The organism is Vibrio sp. Vb1018 (assembly GCF_033338775.1).
GTDB lineage: Bacteria > Pseudomonadota > Gammaproteobacteria > Enterobacterales > Vibrionaceae > Vibrio > Vibrio alginolyticus.
In genome coordinates this window covers 160,780-174,805 of the sequence record NZ_JAWOTI010000008.1, presented here as the reverse complement: position 1 = coordinate 174,805, position 14,026 = coordinate 160,780, and the positions used below count along the sequence as shown (strand labels likewise).

General features: G+C 44.0%; 12 protein-coding genes and 3 pseudogenes. 7 read left to right on the top strand and 8 right to left on the bottom strand.

The genetic code is table 11. From position 1 onward, the window contains the following. Positions 1 to 40 precede the first annotated feature (40 nt). The 3 genes from R7Z10_RS11150 to R7Z10_RS11140 are packed head-to-tail and all read right to left on the bottom strand — an operon-like array spanning position 41 to position 2,983. Positions 41 to 862 carry an ABC transporter ATP-binding protein gene (locus R7Z10_RS11150; protein ID WP_017821440.1) on the bottom strand — a complete coding sequence of 274 codons (822 nt, stop codon included), beginning with the start codon at positions 860 to 862 and terminating at the stop codon, positions 41 to 43. A 1-nt stretch (position 863) separates the two neighbouring features. After that, positions 864 to 1,904, bottom strand: coding sequence for an iron-enterobactin ABC transporter permease (gene fepG, locus R7Z10_RS11145; protein ID WP_170897315.1), 1,041 nt, complete (start codon positions 1,902 to 1,904; stop codon positions 864 to 866). Continuing rightward, complete coding sequence (locus R7Z10_RS11140) at positions 1,904 to 2,983, bottom strand: iron chelate uptake ABC transporter family permease subunit (protein ID WP_318104886.1); 1,080 nt, start codon at positions 2,981 to 2,983, stop codon at positions 1,904 to 1,906. Before R7Z10_RS11140 ends, fepG begins: the two co-directional genes overlap by 1 nt. A gap of 128 nt (positions 2,984 to 3,111) precedes the next feature. On the opposite strand from R7Z10_RS11140, the gene entS reads away from it, so the two are divergent. Beyond that, positions 3,112 to 4,395 (top strand): enterobactin transporter EntS, encoded by a 1,284-nt coding sequence (gene entS / locus R7Z10_RS11135; RefSeq protein ID WP_318104885.1) that lies wholly within the window; start codon positions 3,112 to 3,114, stop codon positions 4,393 to 4,395. Between the two features lie 31 nt (positions 4,396 to 4,426). Here entS and fepB read toward each other — a convergent pair whose 3' ends face one another. Next, on the bottom strand, positions 4,427 to 5,428 hold the full coding sequence (gene fepB / locus R7Z10_RS11130) for a Fe2+-enterobactin ABC transporter substrate-binding protein (protein WP_318104884.1): 1,002 nt from the start codon (positions 5,426 to 5,428) through the stop codon (positions 4,427 to 4,429). 216 nt (positions 5,429 to 5,644) lie between these two features. On the opposite strand from fepB, the gene R7Z10_RS11125 reads away from it, so the two are divergent. Next, positions 5,645 to 6,526: an isochorismatase family protein gene (locus tag R7Z10_RS11125; RefSeq protein ID WP_318104883.1), complete on the top strand. Its 882-nt coding sequence runs from the start codon at positions 5,645 to 5,647 to the stop codon at positions 6,524 to 6,526. Between the two features lie 42 nt (positions 6,527 to 6,568). Here the strand turns inward: R7Z10_RS11125 and R7Z10_RS11120 are convergent, their stop codons facing one another. Together R7Z10_RS11120 and R7Z10_RS11115 are read right to left on the bottom strand one after the other, a co-directional pair. Then, positions 6,569 to 8,188, bottom strand: coding sequence for a (2,3-dihydroxybenzoyl)adenylate synthase (locus R7Z10_RS11120; protein ID WP_170897317.1), 1,620 nt, complete (start codon positions 8,186 to 8,188; stop codon positions 6,569 to 6,571). A gap of 5 nt (positions 8,189 to 8,193) precedes the next feature. Further along, the gene (locus R7Z10_RS11115; RefSeq protein ID WP_017821447.1) at positions 8,194 to 9,375 is read right to left on the bottom strand and encodes an isochorismate synthase; all 1,182 of its coding nucleotides are present in this window, start codon (positions 9,373 to 9,375) and stop codon (positions 8,194 to 8,196) included. 177 nt (positions 9,376 to 9,552) lie between these two features. Between R7Z10_RS11115 and R7Z10_RS11110 the strand changes: the two genes are divergently transcribed. Beyond that, complete coding sequence (locus R7Z10_RS11110; protein WP_017821448.1) at positions 9,553 to 10,332, top strand: 2,3-dihydro-2,3-dihydroxybenzoate dehydrogenase; 780 nt, start codon at positions 9,553 to 9,555, stop codon at positions 10,330 to 10,332. Between the two features lie 30 nt (positions 10,333 to 10,362). On the opposite strand, the gene R7Z10_RS11105 is transcribed toward R7Z10_RS11110, so the two are convergent. Then, positions 10,363 to 11,439 carry a 3-deoxy-7-phosphoheptulonate synthase gene (locus R7Z10_RS11105; RefSeq protein WP_170897318.1) on the bottom strand — a complete coding sequence of 359 codons (1,077 nt, stop codon included), beginning with the start codon at positions 11,437 to 11,439 and terminating at the stop codon, positions 10,363 to 10,365. Between the two features lie 295 nt (positions 11,440 to 11,734). Between R7Z10_RS11105 and R7Z10_RS11100 the strand changes: the two are divergent. The 4 genes and pseudogenes from R7Z10_RS11100 to tnpA form a co-directional block, all read left to right on the top strand. Then, positions 11,735 to 11,972, top strand: a pseudogene (locus tag R7Z10_RS11100) (transposase); the annotation flags it as partial. A 3-nt stretch (positions 11,973 to 11,975) separates the two neighbouring features. Next, entirely contained in the window at positions 11,976 to 12,125 is a 150-nt protein-coding gene (locus R7Z10_RS11095; RefSeq protein WP_017634313.1) for a hypothetical protein, read from the top strand. A gap of 214 nt (positions 12,126 to 12,339) precedes the next feature. Then, positions 12,340 to 13,035, top strand: coding sequence for a 4'-phosphopantetheinyl transferase (locus R7Z10_RS11090; protein ID WP_017821449.1), 696 nt, complete (start codon positions 12,340 to 12,342; stop codon positions 13,033 to 13,035). Positions 13,036 to 13,144: 109 nt separating this feature from the next. After that, a pseudogene (gene tnpA, locus R7Z10_RS11085) lies at positions 13,145 to 13,354 on the top strand (IS200/IS605 family transposase); the annotation flags it as partial. 22 nt (positions 13,355 to 13,376) lie between these two features. Here tnpA and R7Z10_RS11080 read toward each other — a convergent pair. Beyond that, positions 13,377 to 13,900: pseudogene (locus R7Z10_RS11080) on the bottom strand (MFS transporter); the annotation flags it as partial. Between the last annotated feature and the right edge of the window lie 126 nt (positions 13,901 to 14,026).

Genomic DNA, 14,026 nt, shown 5'->3' with positions numbered 1-14,026 from the left:
GTAAATTCTTTATGTGAAACGCATGATATCGTCAGAAACGCTAATCGACTCTAGAATCTCGAGGAATGATCATTGGCGTCTTGGTTAGAGGGTCGGGCATTATTAAACAACGTAACCCATATACGTGTTGGATCAGTGTTTCTGTGATCACCGTATTGGGTGTTCCTTCTGCAACGACTTGTCCTGAATTCATCACGATTAAGTGATCAGCATAACGACATGCATGATTGAGATCGTGCAGCACCGCAACGATGGTTGAACTGTTTTGCCGATTCAGTTTTCTAAATAGATCCAATAGTTCAATTTGATGTGCAATGTCTAAATAAGTTGTCGGTTCATCTAACAGTAAATAAGGTGTTTTTTGCGCCAGAACCATGGCAACCCAAACACGTTGCCGCTGTCCTCCGGACAATGCTTCAACGTTTTGCCCTAGTAATGGCTCAACCTGAGTTGCCTCTATCGCTTGTTGTACGGCCTGTTCGTCAGCTTGTGTCCAGCGTTTCAAAAATGATTGATGAGGGAAGCGCCCTCGACATATGAGATCGTGAACAGTTAAGCCAGATGGCGCAATTGCAGATTGGGGCAGTAGTCCCAGCTGCTTTGCCAGTTCTTGACGAGGAAAGTGGCAGAGATTTTTGCCATCTAACAAAACAGATCCAGATTTGGGCATGAGCAGATTGCTTAATCCGCGTAGTAATGTTGATTTACCGCAGCCGTTTGGTCCTAAGATGACAGTGAATTTATTGTCTGGGATGCCAACTGACAAAGATTGAGATATGACGTTATCTTGGTAGGCGAGTGTGACTTGTTCCGCCTGCAATCGATAGCGCGAGTTTATTTTATGTTGTGTTGCGTTAGTCAAATTATGATCTCTCTGATTGGCGAATAAGCAAATACAGCAAGTAGATACCTCCAATACTTATGGTTATTACGCCGACGGGTAATTGGTTTGGTGCAAATAAATTAACGGCAGTGAAATCGGACAGAGTGAGTAACATCGCTCCCATCAATGCTGAGGCCATCAGTCCCACCGAGCCATCTTTGGTTAGCTTTCTAGCAAGTTGTGGAGCGACTAAAGCGATGAATGAAATCGGGCCCGTAGCGGCGGTGACTGCTGCTGTCAAAATAACGCCAGATAGCATCGCTAACCGCCGAGTGCGTTCACCACTTACGCCAAGCATTGCGGCATTGTCATCACCCATTTCTAAAAGGTTTAACTTTCTGACAAGTGTTGCAGATATGACAAAAGCGACAGCAATAAAAACAAATGATGGCAAAATTTTATTCCATCCCAGCCCATTCAGTGTACCAGCACCCCATATGGCGGCTGTCATCGCTGTCTCCAACTTGCTTGTGAGCATCAGCCAGCTATTAAAAGCGCTTAACATGGCGCTGATGCCAATACCAATGATGATTAATCTAAATCCTTGGATTCCTTGTTTGTATGCCAGCAGGTATACAGCCGTTGCTGCAATTAAGCCGCCTGTGATTGCACCAAATGCAACCTCAAAATAGCTTCCCCCAAATACAATGATGACGACTAGTGCACCTGTGTACGCGCCAGTGTTAAAGCCAATAATGTCAGGGCTTCCTAATGGATTACGGATGAGTGATTGAAAAAGTGCACCACTGACTCCGAGCGCTGCGCCAAAAACAAGCGATGCAAATAACCTCGGTAGTCGCCATTCAAGAATCACAATTGAAGTGAATTGTTCAGCTGTGCCGAATGCGACCTCAACAAGATCGGTCGGGCTTGTTCTTAGCTCTCCTTGAGATAAAGCGAAGGTGGCAATGATTGTTGTGGCTATTGTAAGCAAAATGCACCAAGCGACAGTTCGTTTGGATATTAGAAAATTGAAACGGCCGCTTTTGCGGCCAAGTAGGTAAGTGCCTGATGGTTGCATTAGAGTTTACCAAAGGAGTTCAGTTTACGAGCGAGGTAGATTAGGACTGGGGCCCCGACAAATGCTGTCACAATAGAGACTCGGACTTCATTGACAGCGATAACACGGCCAATGATATCGGCGCTAATCAAAAGGAGAGGACCAAGAACCATTGCATAAAGCGTTAACCAGCGTTGGCTTGAAGAAGCCAGCTTTCGAGCTACGTGTGGGATCATCAAGCCAACAAAGCCAATTGGGCCAGCAAGCGCTGTGGCACTGCCACATAAAATAGCGATCACCAGCAGGGCTAAAGCTTGCGTCTGTTTGACATTCGTACCCAGTCCTTGCGCAACATCTTCACCAAGGGCTAAATTGTCCAGCCCTGGGGCAATCAATAACGCGACGATCAATGCAAATGTAATGGGAGCGATGGCCGTAAAGGTCAAAGAGAGGTTTCTGATATCTAACGAGCCAGCGTCCCAGAAACGCATTTCGTCAAAGGCTTGAGGGTTTAAAAGCGTCACTGATGACGACACCCCCGCAAGAAGTGCACCTAGAGCCACACCTGCAAGTGTAATTTTTAATGGATTCACTCGGGCTTCTTTATATGTTCCTATGAAATAGACAAACAAACTCGTAGTGAGAGCACCGAGAAAAGCGAACCAAAGGTGTTCACTCATCAAATGGTTACCGAAAATTGCGACACCAATAAGCACGAAAAAGCTGCTACCAGCATTTACACCGAGGATGCCGGGATCTGCAAGGGGATTGCGTGTCAAAGATTGTATTAAGGCACCTGCCACAGCTAACGCCGCTCCGACCTGCAACCCAACGAGGGTTCGTGGGACTCTTGCTTCGAGGATTATTTGGCTTGCTGTTGATGTTACTGTGCCTCGTAAGCTTTCAAACACAATACTTGGCGATATACTTTTGGCACCGATCATCAAGCTTAAGATGCATGTGAACAGCAGTAGAGCACATAAAGAAAATAACGTTAAAGAGTGGCGATAAGTACGTTTTTTACGGGAGTCTGGCGTTTGGGGGAGTGCCGTTTTACTTGGTAAGAGAGAAGAGATTGAAGGCAACTTATGAACACTCATAAATACAATTGTAAATAATTATCATTGCCATTATTGTAACTTGATGCGTAGAATGTTCAAGCAATAAGCATCCTCTTTCAACGTGTTGATTTCACGACTCACAATATTTGACGTAAGAAATAATGAAAATGCCCAAAATTATGCTGGATTTCAGCTTACTTAAAGAAAACCCGAATTTTAGAATGGTATTTATTGCAAGGATGATGTCGATTCTTGCTCTTGGCATGATGACCGTCGCTGTACCAATACAGATACATCAAATGACCGGCTCGACCCTTCAAGTCGGAATGATCATGGCATTAGATGGCATCGGCATGTTTGTCGGGCTGCTCATCGGGGGCGTTTTGGCAGATAAATACGACCGACGCAAACTCATTCTATTCGCCAGAACAACGTGTGGCATTGGATTTGGGGCGTTAGCCTTAAACAGCCTATTGGCGGAATCTTCCTTGGTTGCACTTTATGTACTTTCTGTGTGGGATGGCTTTTTTGGTGCGATGGGAATGACGGCCTTGATGGCTTCGTTGCCCGTTATTGTTGGGCGAGAGAATTTGCCCTCAGCGGCGGCACTGAGCATGCTTACCGTCCGCATGGGAATGGTTTTGTCACCAGCGATTGGTGGGTTGCTCATCTCGTTTGGTGATGTCAGCTGGAACTACCTTGCTGCTTCAATTGGTACCTTGTGCACCTTATTCCCGTTGTTCAGACTTCCTTCCATGAAACCGAGTCATGACGCACCAGAAAATCCGTTGTTGTCATTGTATGAAGGCGTAAAGTTTCTCTTTTCGAACAAGGTTGTGGGGTGTGTGGTTGTTTTTGGTACCTTAGAAACACTCGCAACAGCGGTTAGAGTTATGTTTCCCGCGTTGGCTCTTGAAACATTTACCGGAAATGCAGCGAATGCCGGATTGATGTACTCAGCGATCCCATTAGGCGCAATGGTCGGTGCATTGACGTCAGGTTGGGTAAAGCAATCTCAACGGCCGGGAATGGTTATGATCTATGCAACTATGGGAACATTTTTAGCCATTGTGGCCATGGGATTGGCAGGAAACTATTGGTTATTCCTTAGTATATTGGTGATATACGGATACTTAGGTTCTGTGGCTTCGCTTATTCAATATTCTATTGTCCAAGGACATACCCCGGATCATTTATTAGGCCGTGTAAGCAGTTTATGGACAGCGCAAGACGTAACTGGAGACTCAATGGGTGCTATTGGATTAGGTGCTTTAGGTAAGGTTATGGCGCCAGCAATGTCGATATTTTCATTTGGATTGGGGGCGACAGGGGTAGGGATGTTAATGGTTATTCTGTTCCGCCCGCTGCGCCGAGCAAAGCTATTTGATCCTGCTTTGGCTCCGCCACCAGAGCCAACCGGTTCAGCAAAAGAAGCCACAGCGACAAGTTAGAATAAACCGCCCTATATGGGCGGTTTGTTTTCTATTGAGCACTGAAAAGTGTTTCAATGTTCTCAAGTAAATTCATGGAGCTGTAATAATCAAGTCTAAATGAATCATTACCCATTGCGTAAACATGGTGATCTCGAACCGCTTTCAAATGGGCGATGAACTTATTTTCTCGTAATTGCTGAATCACAGGTGCTTCTGCGGCGAACAAAAGTATGGATTGACCTGTTATCGCATCGGCAAAATTCTCACCATTGACTGGAACAATATCTTTTCGTTGTCCCATTTGATGATTGTCTGTGAGTGGTTCTGGGATCTCACTTAACTCAAACCCTAAGGTTTGCAAAACTTGTCCTTGGGCGGAGTTTACTGTCCAAAAATTAGCGCCACGACCATCGCCATAATACACCATAGCAGTCGTTGGTTGAGGTGGCAGTTTAATGCGTTCTTTGATTTCTGCGACCCTATGATTGAAGCGTTGAATTGCGTTTTCCGCTTGCGTTTCCCGATCAGTAAAGGATGCCAATAGTCGGGCAAGCTCTTGCCAGCTCTTATCGTCATAATTAATAACCAGCGTCGGAGCGATAGCTGAGAACTGGTCATACATTTTTATTGCTGAGTCACCACCCGTTGCGGACACAATAATCAAATCTGGTCGTTCTTTGGCGACGGCTTCTGCATTAGCTAGGCCTTGATACAGTGGTTTAACGTTTCTTTCATTGGCAACGGAGCGCCATTGATAAAAATACCCGTCTTTATCTGCGACAGGACTGTTGGCAAGCGTCCCACCCGAAGCAATTACTGGAGCATCAATAGCCAAAAGTGTTCCTGTGATGGAAACACTGGTGGAAACGATTCGCTTGGGTGGCGATGTCAGTGTGATGTCACCATAGCTTGACGTTATTTTCTTCGGCCAACCGTCCGAAACAGTTAATGGCTTAGACTGCTGGTCTGAAATTGTAGCGTCATTGCATGCCGACAATAAGGTCAGAAAAAGCAGCCCTATAAAAATTCTCGCATAGTGGTGTCTCATCATCAGTTCCCGTGGTTAATCGCTCTATAACGAACGCGTATGACTTCATTATTGGTAGAAGGTAGCTACTTTATTGCGAATTACTATCATTATCAATTGATTTTGTCTTTGTTGCTGCTTACCATTGGTTAAATGATAATTGTTACCATTTATTTCTTTGTTCATAAACAACGTCAACCAATTCCTATATAGGAAATAACTTACTAAGGATTATAAAAAATGGCGATTCCCAAGATTGCTGGCTACGAAATACCAGAAGTTGATACTTTCCCTGATAACAAAGTCAACTGGAGTATTGAGCCAGACAAAGCGGTGTTATTGGTTCACGACATGCAGGAATACTTTATTAACTTCTTTGATAAAGCCAAGCAACCTATCCCACATTTACTTCGCAATGTACAAAATATCGCACAGACAGCTCGTCATGCGAATATCCCCGTGGTTTATACGGCGCAACCTGCGAATCAAGATCCTAAGGAACGTGCTTTACTAACGGATTTCTGGGGAACTGGGCTCACGCAAGAAACAGAAATCATTGCAGAAGTTGCCCCCGAACAAGGTGATATTCAGTATAAAAAATGGCGCTATAGCGCGTTTAAGAAGACGCCTCTATTAGATTGGATGAGAGAAACGGGGCGTGACCAACTGATTATTGTCGGGGTTTACGGTCATATCGGTATTTTGTCCACTGCGCTAGATGCATTTATGCTAGACATTAAGCCCTTCATTGTCGGGGATGCGATTGCAGACTTTTCTTTGGAAGATCACCAGTACGCGTTGAAATACGTTGCAGGCAGAGCGGGTTGCATTAAATCAATGTCGCAGGTTATCAATGAAATAGCACAGGGTGGGCAACTGAAGTCAGAGCTGAACCTAGCTTCCATGCGCGTTGATGTCGCAGAGATTCTAGATATGGATCTTGAAGACGTTGATGTTGATGAGAACCTAATGTTTTTAGGCCTAGACTCCATAAGAGCAATGACGTTATTTGAAGCTTGGAGAAAGCAGGGCATTGATATTGCCTTTTCGGACATCATGCAAAAAACCACCTTAAGAGAATGGTGGCAAATGATTGAATCGAATTTGGAAGTTGCCGCTTAGAGCTAAAGTAAAAACCGATTTCTAATGAAATCGGTTTTTTTATTATGAAGAGAATTGTTCTCTTAACACTTTCTTGTTTATTTTGCCCACCGGAGTTTTCGGTAAGGCTTCAGCAAAATGGATTTGGTCAGGAATCTTGAATTGAGCAAGTCCTTGACTGTGCAAGAAGCGTTTTAGTTCAACAGGTTTTGGTTTCTGGTTGCTTTCAGGAACAATAATCGCACAGCTGCGCTCGCCCAGAAACTCATCAGGTATGGCGACTAAAGCGACATCATGTACGCTGTCATGTTGAAGTATCAGGTTTTCTACTTCTTCTGCGGCGATTTTTTCTCCTCCTCGGTTGATTTGGTCTTTATCACGTCCAGTAACAATGATGTTGCCGTCAGAGGTTAGCCGAACGAGATCTCCCGTGGCGTAAAATCGTTCTGCGTTAAATGAACGTTGATTGTGTTCTTTGGCGCGGAAATAACCTTGGATCGTATATGGGCCTCGGGTTAATAGTGCACCTTCTTCACCAACAGGGACGGGTTTGCCTTCGTCATCAACCACGAGCACTTCATCGTCTGGCGACATTGGCCGCCCTTGTGTTTTTACGATGACATCAATCGAGTCATCTAAACGTGTATAGTTGACCAAACCTTCCGCCATTCCAAAGACTTGTTGTAATTGGCAGTTTAGCTTATTAGGTAGCTCTCTGGCTGTGGTTTCACTGAACTTGGCGCCACCAACTTGCACAAATTTAAGGCTAGAAATATCGTCATCGGCAGTCTCTGCATGTTTCATCCAAAGTAACGCGAGTGGTGGTACAAGAGCGGAGACGGTGATCCTATGTTGTTCAATCAGCTTGAACGCATTTTGTGGTGAGCTATCTTGTGCCAATACCACACAGCCTCCAGCAAAGAAAACGCCTAACGCACCCGGGGAACTTAATGGGAAGTTATGTGCTGCTGGCAATACGCACAGATAGCGTGTTTGTTCACTGAAGTTACATATTGCATTACTTGCGATAACGCTATATGCGTAGTCATTGTGTGTTCTTGGGATCAGCTTTGGAGTGCCTGTAGTGCCACCAGACAGCTGGAAGAAAGCTACATGGTTAGCATTGCTGTTTTGAGCAATACCTTGCGCTTCATAAAGCGTGCTTAATTCGGTAATTTGAGAATCTACCGATTGGTCTGTGTGAATGAGGTATGACAATGATGCACATTCATCCTGCAAAGTTAAGGCCGTCTTTTGGGCATCAAAACCCGGCGTGTCATCAGAGAAAATATACGCTTTTGCTTGTGCGTGACGACAAAAATAGCTGAGCTCAAGAGTTCGGTGAGCTGGCAGTGCAACAACTGGCTTTATCCCTTGCATGGTTAGTGCAAAGAAGCAGATATAAAACTCCGCTCGATTGCTGATTTGCATGACAACATTGTCACCCGATTTCAGGCCTAATGTAATGAATCCTGCGGCGAGCTGGGTGACTTTGTCATGCAACTGTTGAAAGGTGTATGAGCATTCACCACTGATGATGGCTAAAGCATCTGGATGAGTCTTAACCGAGTCCAGCAAATGGTCGAATAATGTTTTATCTTGCCAATATCCCTTTGCCCGATAGTACCGAGCGGACTCTTGTGGCCATGGTGTAAAATCTAACGTGTGCTGTATGTTCGTCATGCGTTCTATACCGTAAGCAATTCGTCAATTTGAATACCAGCAGCACGTAAAATTGTTCCCATCTTCGCTCCTGTTTCATCTAGCTCACTTTGAGGAGAAGAGTCCATGACGATACCTGCACCCGCAAAAACGCACATTTCGTGCTGGCTTACTTCTGCGCAGCGAATGGTTACCACCCACTCACCATTACCCCTTGCATCACACCAACCAACCATGCCGGTAAAGTAGCCACGGTCAAAGTTCTCTATCTGCTTAATGGCTTGATAAGCCGAATTTCTTGGGAACCCACAAACCGCTGGAGTAGGGTGGAGCTCGGCCGCGATTTGCAGTGCACTCGTTGTTGGATCGTCTGCCTGACCTTCCAATACGGTCGACAAGTGCAGCATTGTTTCCGTTTCAATCACTGAAGGCACCATGGGAGTAAACAGGTTGTGGCAATAACGACTCAAGACTTTTTCAATTTCTTCGACAACAAAACTATGTTCATTCAGATCCTTTTGGGTATCTAACAAGGAAGCACGTAAATGAAGGTTTTCTTGAGTGTTTTGAGATTTGGGACGAGAGCCCGCTAACGGGTTAGAAATCACGTGACCGCCTTTTTTGGCCAGTAGTAGTTCCGGACTGGCTCCCATCAACTTAACCCCACTTCCAATGTCTGAAGCAAAGGTGTAACCATTGGCATTGATGGACAATAAGTTACGCAGTAGCACTGTTTGGTCGATTGTGTGATCTGTTGCCAGCCTGAGTGAGCGTGAAAGTACGACCTTTGATAGCTCTGTGGTATCAAACAAATTCAAGAGAGTAGATACCCCTTGTTTATAATCGTTTCCGGTTGGAGCAGACACTATGGTCGCTTTATTTGAACTTTGTTTATCTTGTCCTCTTGCTCTGTGGCTACTGGAAACATAAAGCTTCTCTGGGATAACAAATCTTGTTGGCGTATTTTCATCAAAAGGAACGCTGGCAAACAAGACAGGGTTGTCGTTGTATTCAGACTTTGCTTTTTCCAACATTTCATTGGCTTGAACTGCCAGTTGTGAAAATGGAATGGCTTGCTCAAGTTGTTGTTCAATACCGACGCCTAGCATCGAACTATGGGGGGAAGCAAAGAAGAAAGGGGACTCATCTAATCGCGCATCCAAAATCTCATCAGTCATTTTGGAGAATCCAACAACTTCACGTTTCATAAACCTAACCTCTAAATATTACGTTACTCATATTTACAAATTGTTTCACATGCAAATGTAGTGCTAGAGTATAGGTGAGAATGATTATCAACATCAAACGATAATTAATTGCATTTTAATAAGGAGCGATAAATGACGTCAGATTTCTGCTACCACTTGAATGTTGGGGTAAGGTAAATGAATAGTACTTTTGAAACGGTACTCCTCACTGGATCAGGTAAAGGTATTGGTTATGCTGTGTTGGAACATCTGTTAGAAAATGGCTATCGAGTGGTAGCGACAGATAAGGATATTTCGTTTTTGAATCAAAGTATTGAAGCTCTTCGAGCTCGCTTTGATGAATCTAGGTTATGTTGTTTCGAATTGGATTTATTAAAACACGATGAGGTGAATGACAAAGTTTGCCAACTCGATCGTGAGTTTCAGTTTGACCATTTAGTGAGTTGTGCTGGAATATTGCATCTGGGTGCCGTGAACGATATGTCTTTGGATGAGATCAAACAAATGTTTGATGTAAATACCTTTGGTGCTTTGGCGTTAATCCAAGCGATTTCAAACAGCATGAAAGATAGACAGCAGGGAAACATTGTCGTAATTGGCTCAAATTCGGCAAATACACCTAGGTTGAATATAGGGGCATATGCAGCAACAAAATCAGCCTTACATATGCTAGTGAAGTGCGTTGGTTTGGAACTTGCTGAAAAGGGCATTCGCTGCAATCTTGTTAGCCCTGGTTCAACGAGAACAGACATGCAGACCCAGCTATGGAACGTCAACTACGGCGAGAATGAAGTCATAAAAGGCAACTTAGAGCAATATCGGCTGGGGATTCCATTGGGGCAAATGGCAGAACCAGAAGACATAGCTAAAGCAGTTCTCTTTCTGATGTCTGATGGTGCTAAACAGATCACAATGCATGATCTTCGTGTGGACGGAGGGGCTACGTTAGACAACTAATGAAGCCGGGCGTTATGCCCGGCTAAATAGTTAAGCGATCTCAGAATGAAGGTATTCGTTTTGGTAAGCAATCTTAACAGCTTCATCGAGTTTAGATAAGAAGCTTACGGAATCATCCCAGTTCAAACACTCGTCGGTAATCGACTTGCCGTAACACAACTCTTCTGAATTCAATGCTTGGTTACCACCTTGCAAAAAGCTTTCACACATCACACCTGAAATGCTCGTTTCACCTGCGGTCAATTGATCGCAAATGTTATTGATAGCATTGAGTTGGTTTTTTGCAATCTTACCACTGTTGCCATGACTGCAGTCGATAATGAGGCTAGGTGCTAACTTGTTGTACTCAAGGTCATAAGCAGTACTACGAACATTTGGACTAAAATAGTTTGGAGCCAATCCTCCACGAAGAATGACATGACAATGGGGGTTGCCTGGTGTCTGGAGTACGATTGGATGCCCATTGGAACCGAAAGTCACCAGTAAGTGAGAGTCTCCTGCCGCATGTATTGCGTCAATGGATATGGAGGTGTTTCCGTCTGTTCCATTTTTAAAGCCAATAGCACAATGAAGTGCTGATGCAAGTTGTCGATGAGGTTGTGACTCTGTTGTACGTGCTCCAATCGCCCCCCAGCAAACAAGGTCAGCAATATATGGAGCAATGTTTGTATCGAGAAATTCTGTTGCAGTAGGGACGCCTAGCTCTAGTATCGATTTCAATAATGAGCGGCTTTGATAGATACCTTGCTCTAAATTGAAATCGCCTGTTAACTCTGGGTCGACGATAAAACCTTTCCAACCTTTTCGTGTTCTCGGCTTTTCGAAATACGTTCGCATGACAATTTTTAACGTTTGACTAAATTGTTTTTGAACTTTGGCTAATCTATTCGCGTATTCCAAAGCTGCATTAGGGTCATGGATTGAACACGGGCCAATGATCACAAGCATACGCTGATCTTTTCCCGATAGAATATCTTTGATCTCGTCACGTTGAGTCTCTATAAAACGCTCTAAGCGCTCATCTACTCCAGATTTAGATAACACAGTGTGTAGTGTAGGGAGTTGTATGGCTGACGCTGCGTTGATGGTGTTGTGTAAAGGTTGCATGACTAATATCCAAATAAACCAAAAGACAAAAATGTAATGATGTTCTATTAGAATTGATAATGGTTCTCATTTCGATTCCGGGGTAGATAGTGTGAAACATTTTGTAACTTGTCAATACTGGTGGTAGTAAATAAGAGCGAAATTGTATATTTAAATTATGCACTGGCTTTGTTGCGGAAATCGAATGGACTAAACCAAAATCTTACGATCAGATCAGGGAGATTCATTCACAGACTTTGATTTCATGCCTAAGCCTCGCTACAAAACTATTAACTAGAGCAAGTACAATAACTCCTTGGCTAACTGAGGTTCACTCACGTTTTGGATTGACGAAGAGGCGATAGCTGAGTGGAAGCAACCCAGACAGAATAGACGTGGTCGCCCCGGATTGTTTAGTGACCTTGCTATCACGACCGCTCTCATTGTAAAGCGCGTCTTTTCCTTACCTTTAGCCTACAAGGCTTCATCGATTCTGTTTTTAGATTGGCAGAGTTCCCATTGGTTTGTCCCAATATTCTTGTATCAGTCGCCGAACTATGTATGATTTTGATGTTCATGCGTACAAATGGATCAACCTACGGGGCGTACATAGTGGTCAATCTAAAGCGGTGGCGTTATTGATTCAAAATGGTGCTGATGCATGTGCTCGTGACGAACGTGGTAACACCGAATCGATGGGGCATTAATTAAAGGTGAGCTATCAATCGCTAAACCCCTTTTTCAACAGACCTATTCTGACCGTCCCAATAAAGATCGGTAACATTATCTGAGTTTGCCAAGATGTCTGGGCAGGCTGATACGCTGAAAGAGTTTGTGAACAAAGATAAGTGACAACAGCTTTCAAAACGATCATCGATATAAGATAATAATTCTCATTATAAAATAATTTTTGTAAGTTTTATGAAGCTTTTTCCGTGGTCTGATAACTTGGTTTCCCTCTACCTAAGCGTGGATTACAGCCCTGATTTTATATCGAATATAGAGTTGCAAGGTATCCATTTACCAAGTAATTTTTGTAAAGCGGCACTTAAGCGCCGTTGTGAATTCTTGGCAGGACGAGCGTGTGCGCACCAAGCGTTAACCTATTTAGGTCATGAAACTGCCGGCAGTATTGGTATTGGTCGTGGGAATGAACCTGTTTGGCCTGAAAATATTGTTGGGTCTATTTCCCATTGTGTGGGACATGCTGTCGCATCTGTTGCTCACTGTAGTGAAGATGTCGTTGGGGTAGGGGTAGACATTGAGAAAGTGATGTCTCGTCAGTGGGCGAATCAACTATCATCACAAATTGTCTCGCTTAATGAACGGCATCACGCTGCTCACTTTGATGATATTTGTCAGTTTCTAACGCTAATATTTTCCGCAAAAGAGGCTATCTATAAAGCGATTTTCCCTACCGTTCAACAGATTTTAGATTTTGATTCAGTCGTTCTTGAGCAGATTGATTGCGATAGACAAGAACTGACTTTTGCGACAAGCCTTATTCTCGATGAATATTTGAACAGTGAGGTGAATATTAAAGTCCGCTATTCAATGATGGATGATACACATTACATTACATGGTGTGTGATTGGTGAACATCACCTGAAACACTAACTAATTAAATACTGGTAAATCCCCAGCTAAGCTGGGGTGACTCGCATAGGTTTGACCATGACAACGGTGTAACTTCTTTTCTCGACCAAAAGTAAAGAGGAAACAACCTATGCGAGGCTATAAGAGTCTGTCTCATACCCGTTGGGATTGTAAATACCATGTGGTTTTTATACCGAAAAAGAGACAAAGATTGATATATGGTGCACTGCGAAAACATCTAGGTTCAACGTTTCATGAGTTAGCGAAACGGAAAGGCGTGACTATTGAGGAAGGGCACTTGATGAAAGATCATGTTCACATGTGTATCAGCGTCCCCCCCCCCCCACACACACACAGACATAGAAGAGCTTTTGTGGGTGCGCCAGCGCTAGAGTGATGCCCACCAAGGGCTCGATAGATCCACCGAGATTGATCAGAAAATAGCGCATATTCAGCGCCAGTTCGCGGTCTTTTTTGTCGGGCAGAGAGTCGCTAATCACTGCCTTGGAGGGTGCCTCAATGGTCGGACGCATCAAGCCAGTGATCAGCAGCAAGGCAAAGAAGTGCCAGATTTGATCAGCCAGCCCAATGCCAGTATACGCCAGCGCAGCGATCACATTACCGCCGAGCATCATCACTTTGCGGCCAAATTTATTTGATAGGTAGCCGACATAGATCCCAGAGGTGCTGCCTACCAGCGCCGAAAGCGCCAACATGGTGCCGATGGCGATCTCGCTGGCAGCGTAATCTTGATAGAGGAAGACAATCAGAAACGGCCAGGCCAGAAACAAGCTAATGCGTGAGAATAGGGAACCAAACAATACGATCCAAACCGGACGAGAAAGCGCTGAATGCGCTGGTACGTAAATAGGCTCTGATGTTCCATATAAACCTTCTTATTGCACAGAATCTATTCAGTATATCTACTCTTAATTTCAGTGCTATAGGTCAGATTTAGAGCAGTGCAATTAGTTGAATTAGTTAATTTGGTAACATTTTTATTTGGATTTTT